23 protein-coding genes and 1 other annotated feature are annotated in these 20,519 nt (G+C 39.0%); of the genes, 19 read left to right on the top strand and 4 right to left on the bottom strand.

Annotated elements, in window-relative coordinates:
- The first annotated feature begins 23 nt into the window (after positions 1-23).
- The 3 genes from MOZ64_RS04935 to MOZ64_RS04925 all read left to right on the top strand — a co-directional run bounded on the left by MOZ64_RS04935 (position 24) and on the right by MOZ64_RS04925 (position 2,856).
- Positions 24-1,292: a Zn-dependent hydrolase gene (locus tag MOZ64_RS04935; RefSeq protein ID WP_320325477.1), complete on the top strand. Its 1,269-nt coding sequence runs from the start codon at positions 24-26 to the stop codon at positions 1,290-1,292.
- A 133-nt stretch (positions 1,293-1,425) separates the two neighbouring features.
- Positions 1,426-1,944 carry a DUF1097 domain-containing protein gene (locus tag MOZ64_RS04930; RefSeq protein WP_320325476.1) on the top strand — a complete coding sequence of 173 codons (519 nt, stop codon included), beginning with the start codon at positions 1,426-1,428 and terminating at the stop codon, positions 1,942-1,944.
- Between the two features lie 36 nt (positions 1,945-1,980).
- Positions 1,981-2,856, top strand: coding sequence for a DMT family transporter (locus MOZ64_RS04925; protein WP_320325475.1), 876 nt, complete (start codon positions 1,981-1,983; stop codon positions 2,854-2,856).
- Positions 2,857-2,949: 93 nt separating this feature from the next.
- Here MOZ64_RS04925 and MOZ64_RS04920 read toward each other — a convergent pair whose 3' ends face one another.
- The 3 genes from MOZ64_RS04920 to hxlA are packed head-to-tail and all read right to left on the bottom strand — an operon-like array spanning position 2,950 to position 5,092.
- Positions 2,950-3,888: a type I phosphomannose isomerase catalytic subunit gene (locus MOZ64_RS04920; RefSeq protein WP_320325474.1), complete on the bottom strand. Its 939-nt coding sequence runs from the start codon at positions 3,886-3,888 to the stop codon at positions 2,950-2,952.
- 2 nt (positions 3,889-3,890) lie between these two features.
- Positions 3,891-4,451 (bottom strand): 6-phospho-3-hexuloisomerase, encoded by a 561-nt coding sequence (gene hxlB, locus MOZ64_RS04915; protein ID WP_320325473.1) that lies wholly within the window; start codon positions 4,449-4,451, stop codon positions 3,891-3,893.
- Between the two features lie 14 nt (positions 4,452-4,465).
- Entirely contained in the window at positions 4,466-5,092 is a 627-nt protein-coding gene (gene hxlA, locus MOZ64_RS04910; RefSeq protein WP_320325472.1) for a 3-hexulose-6-phosphate synthase, read from the bottom strand.
- Between the two features lie 149 nt (positions 5,093-5,241).
- Between hxlA and MOZ64_RS04905 the strand changes: the two genes are divergently transcribed.
- The 3 genes from MOZ64_RS04905 to thrH all read left to right on the top strand — a co-directional run bounded on the left by MOZ64_RS04905 (position 5,242) and on the right by thrH (position 8,707).
- Positions 5,242-5,997 carry a DeoR/GlpR family DNA-binding transcription regulator gene (locus MOZ64_RS04905; RefSeq protein ID WP_320325471.1) on the top strand — a complete coding sequence of 252 codons (756 nt, stop codon included), beginning with the start codon at positions 5,242-5,244 and terminating at the stop codon, positions 5,995-5,997.
- A 1,228-nt stretch (positions 5,998-7,225) separates the two neighbouring features.
- Positions 7,226-8,077, top strand: a complete 852-nt coding sequence (locus MOZ64_RS04900; RefSeq protein WP_320325470.1) for a fructosamine kinase family protein — start codon at positions 7,226-7,228, stop codon at positions 8,075-8,077.
- A 30-nt stretch (positions 8,078-8,107) separates the two neighbouring features.
- Positions 8,108-8,707 (top strand): bifunctional phosphoserine phosphatase/homoserine phosphotransferase ThrH, encoded by a 600-nt coding sequence (gene thrH / locus MOZ64_RS04895; protein ID WP_320325469.1) that lies wholly within the window; start codon positions 8,108-8,110, stop codon positions 8,705-8,707.
- 22 nt (positions 8,708-8,729) lie between these two features.
- Here thrH and MOZ64_RS04890 read toward each other — a convergent pair whose 3' ends face one another.
- A complete protein-coding gene (locus tag MOZ64_RS04890; protein WP_320325468.1) occupies positions 8,730-9,962 on the bottom strand; it encodes a DUF1015 domain-containing protein in 1,233 nt (410 codons plus the stop codon).
- 93 nt (positions 9,963-10,055) lie between these two features.
- Here MOZ64_RS04890 and MOZ64_RS04885 point away from each other — a divergent pair, with 93 nt between their 5' ends.
- The 13 genes from MOZ64_RS04885 to hisE all read left to right on the top strand — a co-directional run bounded on the left by MOZ64_RS04885 (position 10,056) and on the right by hisE (position 20,334).
- Positions 10,056-10,553: a COG2426 family protein gene (locus tag MOZ64_RS04885; protein WP_320325467.1), complete on the top strand. Its 498-nt coding sequence runs from the start codon at positions 10,056-10,058 to the stop codon at positions 10,551-10,553.
- Positions 10,554-10,594: 41 nt separating this feature from the next.
- On the top strand, positions 10,595-11,113 hold the full coding sequence (gene yfcE / locus MOZ64_RS04880) for a phosphodiesterase (RefSeq protein ID WP_320325466.1): 519 nt from the start codon (positions 10,595-10,597) through the stop codon (positions 11,111-11,113).
- On the top strand, positions 11,106-12,650 hold the full coding sequence (cls, locus tag MOZ64_RS04875) for a cardiolipin synthase (protein WP_320325465.1): 1,545 nt from the start codon (positions 11,106-11,108) through the stop codon (positions 12,648-12,650). Before yfcE ends, cls begins: the two co-directional genes overlap by 8 nt.
- A gap of 71 nt (positions 12,651-12,721) precedes the next feature.
- Positions 12,722-12,951, top strand: a binding site (T-box leader).
- 32 nt (positions 12,952-12,983) lie between these two features.
- Positions 12,984-14,087 (top strand): ATP phosphoribosyltransferase regulatory subunit, encoded by a 1,104-nt coding sequence (gene hisZ / locus MOZ64_RS04870; RefSeq protein ID WP_320325464.1) that lies wholly within the window; start codon positions 12,984-12,986, stop codon positions 14,085-14,087.
- Positions 14,084-14,731 carry an ATP phosphoribosyltransferase gene (gene hisG / locus MOZ64_RS04865; RefSeq protein WP_128520041.1) on the top strand — a complete coding sequence of 216 codons (648 nt, stop codon included), beginning with the start codon at positions 14,084-14,086 and terminating at the stop codon, positions 14,729-14,731. Before hisZ ends, hisG begins: the two co-directional genes overlap by 4 nt.
- A complete protein-coding gene (gene hisD, locus MOZ64_RS04860) occupies positions 14,712-16,007 on the top strand; it encodes a histidinol dehydrogenase (RefSeq protein WP_320325463.1) in 1,296 nt (431 codons plus the stop codon). The genes hisG and hisD overlap by 20 nt, the downstream gene beginning before the upstream one ends.
- Positions 15,992-17,020, top strand: a complete 1,029-nt coding sequence (gene hisC, locus MOZ64_RS04855) for a histidinol-phosphate transaminase (protein ID WP_320325462.1) — start codon at positions 15,992-15,994, stop codon at positions 17,018-17,020. Before hisD ends, hisC begins: the two co-directional genes overlap by 16 nt.
- Entirely contained in the window at positions 17,017-17,598 is a 582-nt protein-coding gene (gene hisB / locus MOZ64_RS04850) for an imidazoleglycerol-phosphate dehydratase HisB (RefSeq protein ID WP_320325461.1), read from the top strand. The genes hisC and hisB overlap by 4 nt, the downstream gene beginning before the upstream one ends.
- Entirely contained in the window at positions 17,595-18,209 is a 615-nt protein-coding gene (hisH, locus tag MOZ64_RS04845; protein ID WP_320325460.1) for an imidazole glycerol phosphate synthase subunit HisH, read from the top strand. Before hisB ends, hisH begins: the two co-directional genes overlap by 4 nt.
- Positions 18,206-18,937 carry a 1-(5-phosphoribosyl)-5-[(5-phosphoribosylamino)methylideneamino]imidazole-4-carboxamide isomerase gene (hisA, locus tag MOZ64_RS04840; protein ID WP_320325459.1) on the top strand — a complete coding sequence of 244 codons (732 nt, stop codon included), beginning with the start codon at positions 18,206-18,208 and terminating at the stop codon, positions 18,935-18,937. The genes hisH and hisA overlap by 4 nt, the downstream gene beginning before the upstream one ends.
- Positions 18,927-19,688, top strand: coding sequence for an imidazole glycerol phosphate synthase subunit HisF (hisF, locus tag MOZ64_RS04835; RefSeq protein WP_320325458.1), 762 nt, complete (start codon positions 18,927-18,929; stop codon positions 19,686-19,688). The genes hisA and hisF overlap by 11 nt, the downstream gene beginning before the upstream one ends.
- A complete protein-coding gene (gene hisI / locus MOZ64_RS04830) occupies positions 19,685-20,014 on the top strand; it encodes a phosphoribosyl-AMP cyclohydrolase (protein ID WP_320325457.1) in 330 nt (109 codons plus the stop codon). Before hisF ends, hisI begins: the two co-directional genes overlap by 4 nt.
- Positions 20,011-20,334, top strand: a complete 324-nt coding sequence (hisE, locus tag MOZ64_RS04825) for a phosphoribosyl-ATP diphosphatase (RefSeq protein WP_320325456.1) — start codon at positions 20,011-20,013, stop codon at positions 20,332-20,334. The genes hisI and hisE overlap by 4 nt, the downstream gene beginning before the upstream one ends.
- Positions 20,335-20,519: the final 185 nt, after the last annotated feature.

The raw sequence follows: 20,519 nt of genomic DNA, 5'->3' as shown, positions 1-20,519 counted from the left end.
AATTAGAAAAGGAGGATTTAAAAATGTATAAGGCAAGTTTAGAACGAATGGAAGATAAAATTAAAACATTTTCACAGTATGGTGACGCTGGTCATGGTGGAATCACTAGATATACGCTGTCTGAAGCGGATATTCAAGCAAGAAATGAATTCCGAAAGAGAATGGAAGCCATCGGTGCAACCATCGAGATTGATGACGTCGCAAATATGTATGCCACTCTTCCTGGATCGGATCCAAACGCAAAAAGAATTGTGATGGGTTCCCATTGTGATTCTGTTCGTAACGGTGGAAATTATGATGGTATTCTTGGTGTCATGAGTGCCATGGAAGTTTTGGAAACTGTGGCAGAGAAAAAGATTCCACATAAGCATCCTTTGACAGCGATGATTTGGACAAATGAAGAGGGATCCCTTTATCCGCCAGCAATGATGTCTTCTGGAATCATTTGTTACGATTATCTACCAGATGAGATCAAAACAGGCTTTAAATATGAAGATATGATGAATTCAAAGAGCGTTCTTGATCCACAGGTTACGTTCAAAGACGCTTTGGACAAATCAGGCTTTAAAGGGGATAAAAAATATCGTTTGACACCGGAAAAATATGAATGTTATTTTGAAACACATATTGAACAGGGACCAATCCTGGAAGATGCTGGAAATGATATTGGTGTGGTTGACTGTGTCTTAGGAATGTTTAATTATACATTGAAATTCTATGGACAAACGACCCATGCTGGTACCTTCCCAATGCCAAAGAGAAAAGATGCATTCTATGCAGCTGCACAAGCATTGTTGTATTTGCATAAAACGATCGATGCACTAGGACATCCAGAGTTGGTTTATACTACAGGTGAAGTACAGTGTCATCCAAACGTTCATACCTGTGTTCCAGATTATTATGAATTTTCATTTGACTGCCGTCATGAAAGTCCAGAGCTATTGAATCAAGTACTTCAGATTGTAAAAGATTGTGCAAATAAAGAATGGGCGGGTTGCACCTGTGAAGTAGAAAAAGCATGGAATCGTGATACGGTTTATTGGAATAAGACGTTGGTCGGATATGTTAAGGAATCCTGTGAAGAATTGGGTGTTAGCCATCAATATATTCATTCGGGTGCCGGACACGATGCCCAATTTGCAGCCTATGTATTGCCGACAACCATGATTTTCGTACAATCTAAGGATGGTTTATCACATTGTGAGCCAGAATATTCATCTCCTGAACATTGTACAGAGGGGGCATCTGTTATGTTGAATGCCGTCTTGAAAGTGGATGAGCGCGGACTTTGATCAACCATAAATTAAAGAAATCAGTGCAGAAATAAGCATCTTTACCTGCTCTCTATTGAGTCATCGTTATAGCAATGTATACCCAAAGGGAGCGGGTATTTTTCATATCATACATTTTCAGGGAGGTGAGGAGATGAAAATTGAACGTTTGGATATAGTGATTGCTGTGCTGGCGGGAATTTCATGTCTAGGAGGGTTGATTAAAATTCCGGTCTGGGCCTTGTTTATTGGCGAGACTTGGTATTTTACGCTTGGATCGAATCCGGAAGCATTTAAAAAATCAATTCCACCGATGATCGAGGGATACATATTGGCTGCCATTGCGATTCTTGCCTATGCCGCATCTGGATTTAGTATGGGAGTGCAAGTGCTTACGGTAATCGGAACCGTCATTATCTTGATGTTATCATTGAAAACAAAAATGTTTGCTTGCTCTTTAGCATCCTTTAATTCTTATTCCTGCCTGTTTGCCGGTTATTATGCAGGATATTTCCCAAAGCTGGATGTGGTATCGTTTTTGGACTGGAAAAATTTGGTGATTGCGATGTTGTGGATCGCATTGGCAAATGTCATTGGATTGTTTTGTGGATGGTTGTGCATCCGCTTGGGTGCAAGTGTTACGAAAGAAGAAAAGAGGATTTCGGAAAACTGAATCCTCTTTCGAGGTTAACGATTGGATACAAGAAAAATGTCAAATCAAGTATATCTTATTCTTTTAGCAGGGATGCTTTGGGCAACCCAGGGTCTGTTTGTAACAGAATGGAGAAGCTTGGGTTTGCAATCAAAAGAAATAGCGGCCATTCGGGTTATTACAGCAACCATTATTTTTATTTTGTGGGTGGTCATATATAATAAAAAACTATTTCGAATACGAATCAAAGATTTATGGATTTTTGTAGCCAGTGGACTGGTAAGCATCGTCGGATTTACCATTTTTTATTACGGTGCCATTGATATGACTTCCGTATCCGTAGCCGCTGTTCTATTATATGTTTCACCAGCCATCGTTTCCGTTCTTTCAGCCATCTTTTTTCGGGAAAAATTCACAAAAAATAAAGTGATTTCACTGATTTTTGCTTTTTTAGGATGTACCTTTGTTTCCGGAATTTTTGAAAATGCCGGCTCATCCAATGTATCCGGTGTGGCGGTTGGACTTTTGGCAGCCTTTTGCTACGCCATGTATTCGATCTTTAGTGCATTACTCCTTCGAAGAAATTATCATCCCGTGACTTCAATGTTATATACCTTTATTATCGCATCGATTGGTCTGGTAATGATAGCCGATTGGCATACATTGGGATTTGTACTAACAAAAGATCATAGCAGAATGGAATTTGGACTTTTATTTGGTTGTATTAGCTGTGTACTCCCTTATTTTCTATATACCATTAGTCTTAAATATGTAGAAGTCAGCAGGGCAGCAATCCTCTCATCTGTCGAAGCGATATCTGCTTCCGTTTACAGCATTCTTTTTCTACATGAAGCCATCCGCATCGATGTCATCATCGGTATCATTTGTGTGATTCTTTCCGTCGTGATCGTTAATCAGACACAGAAAGAATAAACCAAAATTTTATTAATCTTAAAAAGCCCGCCTTAACAATCCGATTGGCAGAATTTTAGGTTCTGTCTTGGATTCTTGGAGCGGGTTTTCTAACTAAGTCATTTTTGGTGGCTGACTGACAAGCACATCCATTACACCAGAAAGGGAATATGTTTTTGTTTGGGAAGTAATGATCATGCCCATACCTGCTTTTACCGGATATGAGGTATCATCAAGAATCAATGTACCTTGTCCAGATAAGATGACAACACAAGAATACATAGGATTATCCAATGTCTGTTTGTTGTTGATCTGGTAGCGATCAATCTTGAAAAAATGATTATCTATATAGGTCGTTTGGATATTGCCATCTTTTTCCATCGTAACAGGATGGATCTCTGGTTCTTGGTGTGGTACGGTTGTCACTTCCAAAGCTTGTTGGACATGGAGTTGTCTAGGTTTGCCATCAACCAAACGATCATAATCATAGAGACGATAGGTCATATCGCTGGATTGTTGGACTTCGGCCATCATCAATTTGCCTTCAATGCCATGAATGATGCCTGGCGGCGTAAAGATGAAATCATTATCATGGATCGGTTTACGAATCAATAATGAATCCCATTCGTTGTTTTCAATGTGTTGTTTTAATTCGGTTTTGGTCTTGGCTGTATGGCCACGGATGATCTTTGATCCATCTTCTACATCTAGAAATAAGCAACATTCCGCTTTGCCTTCTCCATGCGATTGGGCATCATTGGGATGCACTTGGACCGATACGGGTTTTGTGACTTCATTGATCTTGATCAGAAGAGGAAATTTATCATGAGGATCATTCGCAAACAATTCGCGATGATTGGTATATACATTTTTCAAGGTTTGCGATTTATATGGACCATTGGTGATTACGCTTAAACCATGATCATGACCACTGATGACCCAGTATTCACCAATTTTTTTTGAAGGATCGCCAATGCCAAAGCTATCCTGAATCTTGTGACCACCATATAGCTTTTCAATCAGGGGGGATTCTAAAAATAAGACAGGTTCCATATTTACTCCATATTGGCATGACGACCAAACATGGTATCGGAATTCATATGTTTTTTATCCATCAACATCAAGATCAAGGTGTCCATATATAAAGCTTCGGATTGCTCAAATAAAGAACCCATCGGTTGGATCGATTGGATTTCACCCGCTTTTGCAGATTTTGGACTTGGTGCACTGATTTCGATAACTACATCAGCCATTTTCGCAATAGGGGATTCTGGATCAATGGTGATCAAAGCCACCTTGGCCCCCACTTCCTTGGCTTTTTGGGCATGATTGACCAAACTTTTCGTTGAACCAGAGCCGGAACAAACAACTAAGAGACCCGTATCATCAATATTGGGGGTACACGTTTCACCAACTACATAACTATTGAATCCCATGTGCATCAAACGCATCGCAAAGCCACGTACCGCAAAGCCACTACGACCAGCGCCGGCACAGAAGATTTCTTTCGCATGCAATAATAAATCAACAAATTGATTGGATTTTTCAATATCGATGGTAGGCAATGTTTGATTCAATTCATTTAAGATGATCTTTGCATATTCTTGATTGTTCATGATGTGCATCTCTCCTATTTTAAATGTTTCTTCATCTCTTTGGCCATGGCACTTGGGTCTTTGGCATTGCAGATGGCACCACCCACAACAATGATGCCCGCTCCTTGGGCCACGATCGCATCGATGGTAGCTAATTTGACACCACCGGCTACGGCAGACTTGGCATTTTGGATGATTGAATTGACAACTTTCAAATCATCCAAAGGATCTTTCCCCGTTGCTTGCACATCAAAAGCGGTATGTACACAAATGTAATCGACACCCATTTGATCCACTTCCTTGGTACGTTTGGCTAAATCCTTCACTTCAATCATATCAACCATGACTTGTTTGCCATGTTCTTTGGCACTTTCAACGACACCTTTGATAGTCAAATCATTGGAAACACCCAATACCGTAACAATATCGGCACCAGCATCGAAGCATTTATCAGCTTCATATTTACCTGCATCCATAATTTTGGCATCGGCCAAAACTTCAATGTCTGGGAATTTTTCTTTGAAGGTACGAACTGGCACCATACCTTGTTCGATGATAAAAGGAGTTCCAACCTCCGCAACATCGACAAAACCTTGGGTTTGTTCCAATAAGGTCACACATTCGTCTAATGTGAGTGTATCTAAAGCAGCTTGTAGTTTCATGATAAAACCTCCTCTTTTTTTCATCCTTAGAATAGAATTTTAAGAGAAAATCTACAATAAAAAATTGGCTTTTTTCGAAATAAGAATAAAATAAAGTTGGTTTTATAGAAACAATAGCCAAAAAGCCAAGTTTTCGATACAATAGAAATATGTCAAAGAAGATGGAAGAGCGTCAACAAGAGATTTATCAAGCCATCCTAACCGAAGGGAAGGTCCGCGTCATTGATTTAGCCAATACCTATCATGTGAGTATGGAAACCATTCGCAAAGATCTCAATCAAATGGAAAGTCAAGGTTTGCTTCATAAAATACATGGAGGCGCTTGTCGTAAAGAAGATAATAGTGAGGTGGCGGTCCATGTGAAAGTGAATGAACATGCTTCCTTAAAACAAGACCTTGCCAAACGGGCTTTGCGGGAAATTCCTGATCATTCTTCTCTTTTTATTGGACCTGGAAGTACCACGTTGGCATTGGCAAAATTACTTCCTTTAAAAAAAGATTTATTGGTGATCACAAATTCATTGATGATTGCGAATATTGTTACGAACCAAAAACACGAGCTGATCTTTTTAGGGGGTAAGGTATTAAAGAAATCACAATGTGCAACGGGAGTCTTTACATTGGATCATATTGATGCCATCCATTTTGATGTAGCTTGCCTTGGCTGTGATGGTTTTAAGAACAGTCAAGGACCCACAACATTTTCATTTGAAGAAATGGAAGTAAATCAACATGTTTTACGAAAAGCAGAAAAAAAGATCTTGTTAGCAGATCAATCAAAATTTGATTGGCAAGGCACCTATATGTTTGCACCTTTTTATTCTTTTGATTTTTTGATCACCAATCCCGTAGATATCGAAAAGAAACAAAGCATACAAGGATGTACGATCCTGATTGCCAAATAAAAAGTCCTTACATATGTTTCTTTCATGTAAGGACTCTTTATATTGTTAATCGGTTTATACTAAAATCAAATCGCTTTTTCAATTTTGTCTCCCTTCCAGAAATTACATTTCTTGCGAATATGTATTTCCTTTTGTCACTTATATTATAGCTTATCAATCAATTGTAGATAGCAAATTGGCAAAGTTGGTATATAAAGTGGAATGCAAAATAAATGGTCCTTACAATATTTAATACATTTCTGTAAGGACCATTTATTGAATAAATCTGTTTGTACTAAAATCAAATCGCATCGATTGAGATATTCTCCTTTCTACTTTGAAATTGAATTTACATTCCCATTAGTATGTACCTTCCTTTTCTTACTTGTATTATATGCAAGGAAGTGTATGAATAAAAGAAAGTGGCATAACTGGTATAAAATTTGGAAATGGATAGAAAATTTATATTTAACGAAAATAAAGGGTCCTTACACTCATCTTATTTTCTGTAAGGACCCTTTATATTGTTAGGCGATTCATACTGTAATCAAATCTCTTTTTCAATGATTTTCTCCTTTCTAGGAATCTGTATTTCCTTTGTCACTTGTATTATAACGTATGGATGGGAATCCAAAACAAAAATGGTAAATTTGGTAGGGAAAGTGGAAACATATCTATGAAGGGTTGGATCTTGTAATCAAAAAGAGCCGACCCAGTCAGCTCTTTTTATATGTCATTTGTTCAAGGAATCTATGTTTCGTACCTTTTTATTTTCCTTACCTTTAATCCTAAACACTCGATTTCATACTTACGATGACGTATGATTTTCATCCTTGTAAGTATTTCCATCACTTTTCAATTCAAACGATGCATTTACATTTCAATGAATTTTAATATTCGACTTGAACAAATGACCGATATCGAAGATATTTCTTCGTATCTACCTTTTTTACACTTTCATAATAGCAAGGATATTTTCATTTACAATGAATTGGTAAAGTTGGTACATAAAGTGGAATGCAAAATAAATGGTCCTTACAATATTTAATACATTTCTGTAAGGACCATTTATTGAATAAATCTGTTTGTACTAAAATCAAATCGCATCGATTGAGATATTCTCCTTTCTACTTTGAAATTGAATTTACATTCCCATTGGTATGTACCTTCCTTTTCTTTACTTGTATTATAATCAATGATAAATAGAAAGAAAGGAAAGTGGCATAATTGGAAGAAAAGGAGGCATTTTATGTCTGAATTTGATAAAATTGTGGATAAAAAGGTTCTTTCTTATCATTCGGTTGCGGGTGGTGATATCAATAAAGCTTATCAAGTCAAAACCGAACAGGATATGTATTTTATAAAAATGAATACCATTTCGAATTTGGATATGTTCATTCAAGAAAAAAAAGGAATTGAAGCCATTGCGGCTTGTCATGTGATTGGGACACCACATATTCTTCAAATGGGAACGACCTATCAACATGCATATTTATTAATGGACTATATTGAAAGGGGGAAGCCAATCGCATCGTATTGGGATGTCTTTGCCCAAGAATTGGCTTGTATGCATTCATCTTTTGTGGGCGATCAATTTGGTTTTTCTTCGGATAATTATATTGGATCGACTCCACAAAGCAATCCCTTTTGTGGATCATGGGTCACTTTCTTTAAAGAGTATCGATTACGACCCATGTTGGTACGAAATGAAGAAAATCTGTCTCGATCCGATCGTCAACGAATCATACATATCATGGAGCATTTGGATGAACTGCTGATTGAACCAGAACATCCATCATTGGTTCATGGTGATCTTTGGAGTGGCAATGTGATGACAGGCCCAGATGGCAAAGCTTGGTTGATTGATCCGGCTTGTTACTATGGAGACGCGGAAGTTGATCTTGCCATGACGGAATTATTTGGTGGCTTTCCTCCATCTTTTTATACTTCGTATCGGCAATACGGATGTTTGCGAGCAGGTTACGAAAAACGCAAATATGTCTATAATTTGTATCATCTTTTGAATCATCTCTATTTATTTGGTTATGGATATTATGGATCTGTCATACATTGTATCGAAAAAATAGAAGGTTCATGGTAAGATAAAACCATTGAAAAAAGGAGAATCCTCATGAATATTGTTTGTTTAGATCTAGAAGGTGTATTAGTACCTGAAATTTGGATTGCGTTTGCGAAAGAAAGTGGTATTCCTGAATTAACGCGTACGACGCGGGATGAACCCGATTATGATAAATTGATGAATTGGCGATTGGGCATCTTAAAAGAACATGGACTTGGATTGAAAGATGTTCAAAATGTGATCGCAAAGATCGATCCGATGCCAGGCGCAAAAGAATTTTTAGATACATTACGTACCCTGACACAAGTAATCATCATCAGTGACACATTTGAAGAATTTGCGAGTCCATTGATGAAAAAATTAGGATGGCCAACCATTTTCTGTAACTCTTTAGAAGTCAGTGAAACAGGCGAAATTACTGGATTTAAGATGCGTATTGAAAATTCGAAATATACAACCGTAAAAGCACTTCAATCCATTGGTTTTGAAACCATTGCGTCTGGAGATAGTTTCAATGATCTGGGTATGATCGAAGCCTCCAAAGCCGGTTTCTTGTTCCGTTCGACCGAACAAATCAAAAAAGATCACCCGGAACTACCAGCCTTAGAAACATATGATGAACTATTAGAGCACATCAAAGCAGCATTATAAAAAAAGAGCTTGTGCTCTTTTTTTATCGTTCAATTTCATGAATAAATAAACCACTTAATAATTTAGGTTCAAACCAAGTGGATTTTGGTGGCATCAATTGTTTGGCATCCGCAACCGCAAAAAGTTCTTGAATGCTTGTTGGATACATCGCAAATGCGACACAAGGATGATCTTGGGCATTGACTTTTTCTTGTAGGGTGTTTAATCCACGAATTCCGCCGATAAATTCAATGCGCGGATTGGTTCGTGGATCATCAATGCCAAGAATGGGCCTTAAAACATGATCTTGTAGATAACTGACATCTAAGGATAGAACGGGATCGGTGGTATTGGGCTCTTTTTCCATCAGATCAAACCATTGATTTTCCATATACATACAAACCTCACCTTTATGATCGGGATGATGGGAATAAGGAAGCGGTGTGATCGAATAGTACATACATAATTGTTTCATAAACGCATTGGTCGTTAATCCATTTAGATCTTTCACAAAACGATTGTAATCGAAAATGCGAAGTTCTTCTTCACAAAAGGCTACACTTAAAAAATAATTGAATTCTTCTTTTCCAGTGTAATTCGGATGTGCTTTTCGTCTTTTAAGGCCTACTTGCACAGCCGATTCGCAACGATGATGACCATCCGCAATATAGGTATAGGGCACTTCTTTAAAAGCATCTTCGATTGGCTTGGTATCGGTGACGATCCAGACCCGATGATGGATACCATCCTCTTTCACAAAATCATAGATGGGCCGTTGCTCTTTCATGGACTGGATCCATGTTTGTAGTTTTTCATTTTTTCGATAGGCTAAAAAAATGGGACCTGTTTGGGCACTGGTTTTATCGACATGATGGATCCGATCAATTAATTTGGCTTTGACGGTATTTTCGTGTTTCTTACAAATTCCATGTAAATAATCATCGATACTGGACAATCCTACAAGACCTGTCTGGCTTCTTTTCGCCATGGTCAATTCATAGATATAGAAACAAGGTGTTTGGTCTTGAATAAAAAAGCCTTTGTCTCTATAGGTATGGATCATTTCATCGGCTTTTTCATAAACATCTTGTGCATACATATCATGGGTTGGTTCAAATTGTGTTTCGGGCCGATCAATGCCTAAAAAGGTATAGGGATGCGTTTCTACATACGTCCTTGCTTCAGCTCGGGAGAAGACGTCGTAGGGAAGACTGGCAATGCGCGAAGCCATTTCCTGGCTCGGACGAATCGCACGAAAAGGTTTCATGATGGTCATAAGTTTTCTCCTGTTTGTTTCTATTATAATACCCAGTCCATGATTGACAAGGTAAGTTTCCTAACTTATCATAAACAGGAATTAGGAGGCTGTATGGAAGCAATTGCGACGTGGTTTGCGCATACATTGGGACAATATGTATCCGCACAATTTGTGATTTTTATCGTATCAATGATTCCTTTATTGGAATGTCGAGGTGGTTTGATCGTCGCCTCATTATTAAAAGTGAATATTTGGCAAGCAATTCCTATTTGCGTTATAGGAAATATCATACCAATCCCCTTTATTTTATTGTTTATCAAAAAAATCTTTCATTGGTTAAAACGATTCCGTTGGGCAAGACCTTGGATCGAAAAATTAGAAAAACGAGCCATGAATAAAAGTGAAGGAATGGACCATGGCGAATGGCTTGGCTTATTATTATTTGTCGGGATCCCATTGCCAGGAACGGGCGCTTGGACCGGTTCATTGATTGCTTCATTATTAGAAATGGATATCAAAAAAGCATCCAGTGCCATTTTATTAGGCGTGTTATTGGCAACCGTGATCATGTCCATCGTATCGTATGGATTATTGGCGGCGGCATTATAGGAAGGTGGAAAAACACCTTCTTTTTGTTTATAATCTATGTTATGAAATGGATGATTGCTTCAGATATACATGGATCACAGTATTATTGTCAGCAACTTGTTGATCAATTTAAAAAGAATCAATGCGATCGAATGGTTTTATTAGGAGACATTCTCTATCATGGGCCACGAAATGATTTGCCCAAAGGATATGATCCCAAAGGCGTTATTGCGTTATTAAATCCATTGGCTTCTTCCATCCTTTGTGTGCGGGGAAATTGTGATAGTGAAGTGGACCAAATGGTCTTAGACTTTCCCTTGGTAGAAAATGTGTATATCGATACAGGCAAACACTTGATTTATTGTTGCCATGGACATAAACCTTTTCCCCATGTTCCTATTATTTTTTATGGACATACCCATATTCCTGGACATCATCAAGAAGGAAATACGCTCTTTTGTAACCCGGGCTCGATATCTCTGCCAAAAGCCGAAAGCGCGCATAGTTACATATTGCTAGAAAAGGACACACTCACTTGGAAATCATTGGATGGCACAGTGGAGGAAAGGTATCATGTCTAAAATGCGCGTCGAAAAAAGGACCAATGTCCGGAATAGTATCATGCGTCTTTTCGTGGTGATCGTTGCTGTTTCGTTTCAGATTTTCTGGCTATTGAATCTATTTGGTCAACTGCAATTTATTTCTCCACAAATCGGACAAGCCATCAATAATTTAGCCATCTTAGTGGCTTTGTGGATCTATGGACGGGATAAGAATGTTTCTATCAATGTTCCATGGATGGCATTGATCTTGGCCTTTCCAATGTTTGGGATGGGCCTTTACTTTTTGATTGGACGCACCAGCCTAGTTACCCATGTGCGCGAAGTATATACACATATTGATCTATTTTTATATCGCTATTTTCATCAAGACCGAGCTATCCTAAAAGAAATGGAATCGGTGGATATCGATAGTGCGAAAGATGCCCATCTGATATGGAACTGTGGTCATTTTCCCGTTTATAAAGATACCGCCATTACTTATTATCCAGAAGCCATCGATGGATTCAATGCCCAAATTGAAGACATGAAAAAAGCGCAACATTTTATTTTCATGGAATATCATGCCATTGAAGATGGTTATTCTTTTGGGCAGATGAAAGAAGTATTGATTGAAAGAGCGGCTGCTGGCGTCGAAGTACGAATTTTCTATGATGATATGGGCAGCATTGGTTTTTTAAATAAAAGCTTTATCAAAGAAATGAAAAGCTATGGCATTCAGTGTCAGGTCTTTAATCCCATCCGACCTTGGATCTTAGTTTTTATGAATAATCGAGATCATCGAAAAATCACGGTCATTGATGGTCAAATTGGCTATACAGGCGGATATAATTTAGCAGAAGAATATTTCAATCGGACCCATCCGTATGGATATTGGAAGGATACGGGCATTCGCTTGGAAGGAAGTGCCGTTCGTTCCATGACCCTAACTTTTTTAGAAATGTGGAATGCCAACGATCCAACCCATCAAGCCATGGCAAAATATTTGACGGCTCAACCCGTACCATCCAAAGGTTTTGTTCAACCTTATGCGGATTCACCATTGGATGATGAATATCTCGGTGAAGATGTATATATGAGCATTGTGAATCATGCCAAAAAATATGTATACTTTGTGACTCCCTACTTGATCATTACCGATGAAATGACGCGTGCTTTGACATTGGCCGCCAAACGCGGTGTAGATGTTCGAATCATTACACCAGGAACACCCGATAAACAAATCACGTATATGTTTACCCAATCTTTTTACCGCGATTTGGTTCGCGGTGGCGTTCGCATCTTTGAATATATTCCTGGTTTTCCTCATGCGAAAATGTGTATCAGTGATGATACTGTCGCAACGTGTGGAACGATCAACCTGGACTATCGATCTTTGTATCTTCATTTTGAAAATGGCGTCTACCTATCCCATGTCGATTGTATTGCTGATATGAAAAAGGATTTTGATCATATGTTTGATTTATCGAAAGATGTGAGTGAAGACTATAAAGGCGACATCAACATGATCGTTCGAACCTGGCGAGCCATTGTGCGTCTGATTGCGCCTCTGTTCTGAAACAATTTTCATTTTAGTTACAATTTCTTACAATTCAAGTTGACATTTGAACCCAGATTATCTATATTATAAATACAACAAAGAAGGGAAATAGTAGTTTTCGAAACGGCAAGTAGAGACTTTCTGGTTGGTGAAAAGAAAGAGTACGTCAAAACGAACACATCCTGGAGTTGGTCGTGCGAATCGAGTAGTTCGATCCGGTTGTCCTCGTTACTGGACCAGAGTGTGATAGCACTTAGAGAGGTCGTCATTGTGAAGTGGCGATGAAGTAAGGTGGAACCACGTATCAAACGTCCTTATCAGGGACGTTTTTTTATTTATTTAGGAGGCAATATGAAACAAATCCAAATTCCTTTGGGCATGCGCGATATCATTTTAGAAGATTGTGCCAAGAAAACCGCTCTACAAAAACGAATTGAAGGTGTTTTTGAATCCTATGGTTATCAACGCATCATGACACCATCGATTGAATTTCTACAAACCTATCAAAATGCATTTAGTGAAGTCAATGAACAAGATATGTATAAGTTCTTTGATCAAGATGGCCAGATCCTAACTTTACGTATGGACATGACCGTACCTATTGCTCGTGTTTGTGCATCCAAATACACCAAGATCAAACCACCCTATCGCATTCGCTATTGTTCCAACGTCTTTAAAGTGCGACAGATGTTTGCTGGCCAACTCGGTGAAGTCAGCGACTGTGGTGTGGAACTCATTGGTTTGGACTCCAGTCATGATCTTGAAGTTTTAGTTTTGGCCTTGGATACGATGGAAGCCATCGGTGTTGATGACTATCAATTAGAAATTGGTAACAGTGATTTCTTTAAATTGGCTTGTCAAACCTTGCAGTTGGATGCCAATGTGCAATATGAACTAGCCAATCTGGTCGATCGAAAAAGCATGGTGGAATTAAAAGAATTTGTCAAAAAATTGCATCTAAAAGAAAAGGAAGCCCAATTCTTCATGGAACTACCATTATTATCTGGTCCGGATGCTTTGGATCAAGCCCTGGTTCTCAGTTTCAATTCCGCATTGAAAGCCGTCGTATATCAGCTACAAGGCTTATATGAAAAGTTATCCGAATTAGGCTATCGTTCCCATATTCAATTTGATTTAGGAAAAGTACCACATTTGGATTATTATACAGGCATTATTTTTGAGGGCTATGTGAATGGAGTTGGACATAGTGTCTTAAGTGGTGGTCGATATGATTCATTGTTGAAAAAATTTGGCCGTGACTTGCCAGCTTGTGGATTCAGTGTGAAATTGGATTATTTATTATCCGTTGTGAAAGCACCACAAACCAAAACCATAAAAATTTGTTATCCTGAAACGAAACAAGTGGAAGCTTTGAAAAAAGCGCAAGAAATACGAAAAACCAATCCAGTGGAATTGATCATTTGGGATCGTGAAGAAGTGGAGGTCGTCGAATGAGTTTATCTATTGCCTTAACGAAAGGTCGTTTGGAAAAGAAAACCGTTGCCATGTTGGAAGAATGTGGATATGGCATTGAAAATTTAAAAGATAAAGGACGAGCTTTGGTCTTTGAAGATACGAAAAAAGACATTCGTTATTTTTTAGTAAAGTCCAATGATTGTTTGACTTATGTAGAACATGGTGTTGCCGATCTCGGCGTTGTTGGTAAAGACACTATCTTAGAGGGTGGCAAAGAATATTATGAAATGCTCGATTTGGAAATTGGCAAATGTAAATTCATCGTGGCCAGTTTACCTGACATTGATCTATTGAATAAAGTTGGTCATATCAAAATCGGGACCAAATACCCCAATGTAGCCAAAGCTTATTTTAATGCGAAAGGCATGGATGTTGAAATCATCAAGATCGATGGTTCCGTAGAATTATCACCGATCCTGGGGCTGTGTGATGGCATTGTGGATATCATGGAAACCGGAACGACCCTAAAAGAAAATGGGTTGGTTGTCTTAGATGATGTTTGTCCCATCAGTGCGCGTGTCATCGTAAATAAAGCCAGTTTTAAATTGAAACGACAAGAAGTCATGGATGTGTTAAAAGATTTGGAAAGAATGGTGAAACAAAATGCTGCAGCCCATCAATAAAAATGATTATCAAGTATTATCTTCGTATCTAAAGAGTCGAAGTCAAGAAATTTCCAGTGATGTCTTGGTTACGGTATCCAACATTTTAAAAGATGTTCGTCAACAGGGAGATATTGCTTGTCAAAAATACACCAAACAATTTGATGGCATTGAAATGGATGCATGGAAAGTATCCGAGCAAGAATTGGAAGAAGCCATTTCTCATTGTGATTCGTTCTTTATGGAATCGATGAAAAAAGCGAAAAAAAATATTACGTATTTTCATCAAGCACAAGTAAACCAATCGTATATTCTCCAAGAAGAAAAGGGTGTCTATCTTGGTCAACGGGTGCTTCCTTTATCCAGTGTGGGAATTTATGTTCCTGGAGGCCGAGCCCAATATCCAAGTAGTGTACTAATGAATGCGATTCCAGCTGCGGTAGCTGGAGTGAAACGCATTGTGATGGTCACACCACCCAACAAAGAAGGTAAGATCAATCCAAACATTGCGTTTGCTGCTAAATTGGCAGGTGTGACCGATATTTATAAAATTGGCGGTGCCCAAGCAATTGCGGCTTTGGCCTATGGGACGGAAACCATTCCATCGGTCGATAAGATTTGTGGTCCGGGTAATATCTTTGTGGCGGCAGCTAAGAAATTGGTCTATGGAAAAGTGGATATTGATATGATTGCCGGCCCTAGTGAGATCTTAGTTGTGGCTGATGATCATGCCAATCCTGCATTTGTCGCTGCGGATCTCTTATCACAAGCCGAACACGATCCGATGGCCAGTCCGATTTTATTGGCAACCAGTCAAACGCAAATTGACGCGATCAATGCCGAATTGAAAGAACAATCGGCGCAATTGCCAAAGAAAGAAATTGTCGAACAAAGTTTAAAAAATTATGGCAAATCCATTCTTTGTGATACCATTTCCGAATGTATTGATATTGCCAATGAAATTGCACCAGAACATTTAGAATTGATGGTTGAAGATCCAATGTCCTATCTCGCTCAAGTGGTCAATGCCGGAAGTGTATTCATGGGATATTATACTTGTGAAAGTATTGGGGATTATTTTGGTGGCACCAACCATGTGTTGCCAACCAATGGCACAGCCCGTTTTTCCAGTGCTTTGGGGGTTGACAGTTTTGTGAAACGTTCTTGTTTCTTACATTATTCAAAAGAAGCATTGGATGCGTATGGACAATATATCATCCAGATGGCGGAAGAAGAAAATTTAGATGGGCATGCGAATGCCGTGAAAGTGAGGGTCCAATCATGGGAAAAGAAATAGAAGCGTATCAATCTCATGCACAAACGGGAATCTTATTGAATGCGAATGAATCTCCTTATAATGTATCGGAAAAAGTGATGGAAGAAATGGTACAGCTTTTACCGACCATTGATATGAATCGATATCCAGATGATACGTGTAGTGCGTTACGGAAAGCCTATGCACAAGTCAAAGGCTTAAGACCGGAACAAATCATTGCTGGAAATGGATCGGATCAATGTTTATCTTTGGTGCTGTCTACCTATCTGGATCATGAAAAGACCATGTATACATTGTCTCCTGATTTTGGCATGTTCGATTATTATGCATCGAGTTATGAAGCAAATATTGAAAAATATGTTACCCAGGAAGATGGTTCCTTCGATGTGGATGATTTTATTCAAAAAGGAAAAGAAAAGGGGGTTGACTTCGTTTTGTTTTCCAATCCCAACAATCCGACGGGACACTGTGTTTCAAAAGAAGATATTTTAAAGATCGTACAAAGCTTTTCTTGTCCGGTCTTGATCGATGAAGCATACATGGAATTTGGCGATCAATCCGTATTGGATCAATTGGATCGATATGAGAATTTATTAGTAACGCGCACCTTATCCAAAGCGTTTGGTTTGGCCGGTCTTCGTGTGGGGTTTGTGTGTGGAAATGCCAAACGAATAGCAGATCTTGACCAACGAAAAGTTCCTTATTCGGTCAATACCGTATCGCAAAAGCTCGCAACGATCGTTTTGCATCATTATGAAGATATTTCCATCGTGATCCAACAAACCACTTCTTTTAGGGATGAGATGTTGGATAAACTGATGTTGTATCGATTTGTGGAATTTTATCCAAGTCAAGCCAACTTCATTTATGGAAAAGCAGAAAATAAAGCTTTATTATTGAAATTATTCAAAGAAGCCGATATCACCATTCGTGATTTTCCGGGTACGGATCATTTCCGTATTTCGATTGGTAATAAACAAGAAAATGAGGCAGTCTTGAATGTCATGTCACAATATGTGAGGGAAATGCTATGAGAGAAGCACAAATCAAGCGAACAACCAAAGAAACCGATATTGAAGTGAAAGTCAATTTGGATGGGAATGGACATACACAAATTGATACGGGCATTGGTTTTTTTGATCATATGTTGACCTTATTTGGATTTCATGCTGGCATTGATCTAGATGTCAAAGCCCAAGGTGATTTGTATGTTTGTGATCATCATACGATCGAAGATTGTGGAATTACATTAGGTCAAGCTTTTGCCCAGGCCCTGGGGGATAAAGTGGGCATTAACCGTTATGGTTCTTTCACTTTGCCGATGGATGAAACGTTAGCGAATGTCACTTTGGACTTTAGTGGCCGTCCTTATCTTGTTTATCATTGTGAATTGAAACGCGAACAAGTGGGAACCCTGTCTTGTGAAATGGTAGAAGAATTCTTACGTGCCTTTGCGTTTGCGTGTGGTTTGACTTTGCATGTCAATGTATATTATGGCAACAATGATCATCATAAGATCGAAGCCATCTTTAAAGCTTTGGGACATGCGATCAGTCAAGCTATCATCGTCAATGGCGATCGGGTATACAGTACGAAAGGAAAACTCGAATGATTGGGATCATTGATTATGGCATGGGAAATTTAGCCAGTGTACAAAATGCATGTAATCATCTAGGTGTGGAAAATAGGATCGTTTCGGATCCAGATGCTTTAAAAACATGTGATAAGTTGATCTTGCCTGGTGTTGGTGCTTTTCGCGATTCGATGCAAAATATCCATGATTCCGGTATGTATGAGACCATTTGTCAATTCGTCAAAGAAGAAAAGAAACCATTACTAGGCATTTGTTTGGGAATGCAGGTATTATTTGAAGCCGGACAAGAAGATGGCTATACACCTGGATTTGGTTTTTTAAAAGGACAAGTGATCCCGATGACGGATGCATCCATTCGTATTCCTCATATTGGTTGGAACCAATTGGAAAAAGCACAAGAGCATCCGATTTTTAAAGAGGTATCCCCTCGTCCTTTTGTTTATTTTGTTCATTCGTATTATGCCAGCGACATGGATCCAGCTGATCTTTTGGGGTATTGTCACTACGGTCCTTATCAGATTCCAGGATTGGTTTATCATGAAAATGTATTGGGTGCACAATTTCATCCAGAAAAGAGTGCCGAAGATGGACTTGCGATATTAAAATATTTTGTGGAGGAATTTGTATGATCATATTGCCAGCTATTGATATCATTGATCAAGCACCTGTGCGTTTGTATCAAGGTGATTATGGAAAAAAAGAAGTAGTGGGCGATAGTGTATTGACCATTGCGAAACAATTTGAACAAGCAAGGGCAGAGTATATTCATCTGGTGGATCTAGATGGTGCGAAAGAAGGCTCCAAGAAGAATGCGGATCTGATTTGTGAAGTAGCCAATGCGGTTTCGGTTCCTTGTGAAATGGGTGGTGGCATACGGACGATGGAAGATATCACCTATTATTTGGAGCGTGGCCTTTCGCGAGTAATCCTAGGCACGGCTGCAATCCATGACCAAGCTTTGTTGAAAGCGGCCATCAAACAATATGGAGACAAGATTGCTGTGGGTATGGATTGTAAGAATGGATATGTTTGTGGTGCAGGTTGGCTCGAAGACAGTGACTATTATTATTTGGATTTTGCGAAGGAAATGGAACGTCTGGGCGTTCAAACGTTGATCTTTACGGATATCTCCAAAGATGGTACGTTGCAAGGTCCGAATATGGAAATGTTGAAACAACTAAAAAATACGGTATCGATACATATTACCGCAAGTGGTGGGATTCGTGATATGGCACATATTGCCGCTTTAAATGATTTGGATTTGTATGGTGCCATTACGGGCAAAGCTATCTATTCGGATACATTGCATTTGCCGGAAGCCATTCAATATTGTAAGGAGCATCATCATGTTGACTAAACGAATCATTCCTTGTTTGGATGTAAAAGATGGAAAAGTTGTCAAGGGTGTCAACTTTGTTGGTTTAAAAGAAGTGGGCGATCCCGTAGAACTGGCTCGTAAATATTATGAACAAGGAGCCGATGAATTGGTTTTCTTAGATATTACAGCTACGCATGAACATCGTGATACGATGGTCAATGTTGTCAAAGAAGTTGCCAAAGAAATTTATATGCCATTTACTGTCGGTGGTGGCATTCGTACGATCGAAGATGTTCGTAAAATGTTGCGAGCTGGCGCCGATAAAGTGAGTGTAAATAGTGCCGCAGTAAAGAATCCGCAATTGATTTCGGAAGGGGCTAAACAATTTGGCAATCAATGTATGGTCTTGGCTGTTGATGGTAAAAAGCGCGAAGATGGATCGGGCTGGAATGTATTTGTACATGGTGGTCGGATCGATACGGGTTTGGATGCTTTAGAATGGGTCAAACAAGGTGTGGCTTTGGGTGCAGGTGAAATCTTGTTGACGAGCATGGATACGGATGGAACCAAAGCCGGTTACGATTTGGAATTTTGTAAAGCGGTACGAGAGGAAGTGCCCGTACCCGTGATTGCGAGTGGTGGTTGCGGTTCGTTGGAACATTTCTATGATGTGTTTGATCAAGAAGCGGCGGATGCTGCTTTAGCCGCTAGCCTGTTTCATTATGATGAATTGACGGTGCATGATGTCAAAACATATTTAAAAGAGAAAGGAATTCCTGTACGTTTATGATTGAAATTGATTTTAATAAAGGCGATGGTCTGGTTCCGTGTGTGGTTCAAGATATCGAGAATGGCCAAGTGTTGATGCTGGGTTATATGAATGAAGAAAGTCTACAAGAAACGTTGCGTTCGGGATTGGCCACGTATTGGTCGCGATCGCGTCAGGAATTGTGGAAAAAAGGGGAAACCAGTGGCCATTATCAACATGTCAAAGAAATCTTGGTCGATTGTGATGATGACACGATCTTATTGAAGGTCGTACAAGATGGTGCGGCTTGCCATACGGGACATCGTACATGTTTTTATCGGACACTAGAAGGAGAAGAAGTAAAATGAAAGCGTTAGAGCGGGATTATCAAACGGTTGTCGAAAGAAAAGCCAATCCAGAAGAAGGTAGTTATACAACGTATCTTTACAACAAGGGATTGGAAAAAATATTAAAAAAAGTAGGAGAAGAATCAACAGAAGTTGTGGTTGCGGCTTTATCGCAATCCAAAGAAGAGTTGATTGGTGAGATTTGCGACCTTTCCTACCATGTGTTGGTGTTAATGGCAGAAAAAGGCATTACCTTGGATGATGTAGAAGCTGAATTGGATCGTCGGGCAGAAAAACAACACAATCTAAAAGCGGAACGAAAACCTATCGTCAATCGATAAATACCACTTGAGAGGTCATTCTTTCCAGATGGATTGAAAGGTGGACCTCTTTTCTTTATGATACAAGTGAAAAGAGGTTATAACAGAGGGTAGAAAAGCTCTGTAGATGCTCAGGCCAGATGTTTTATAAACCATGCGAAAATTTTGCATACTTCAAAAGAAGAGAAAGAAAACAACATCGGGAT

The organism is Absicoccus intestinalis (assembly GCF_033971885.1).
GTDB classification, from domain to species: domain Bacteria; phylum Bacillota_I; class Bacilli_A; order Erysipelotrichales; family Erysipelotrichaceae; genus Absicoccus; species Absicoccus intestinalis.
Note: the sequence above shows the minus strand (reverse complement) of the source record. Positions and strands in the feature narration are given on the sequence as shown.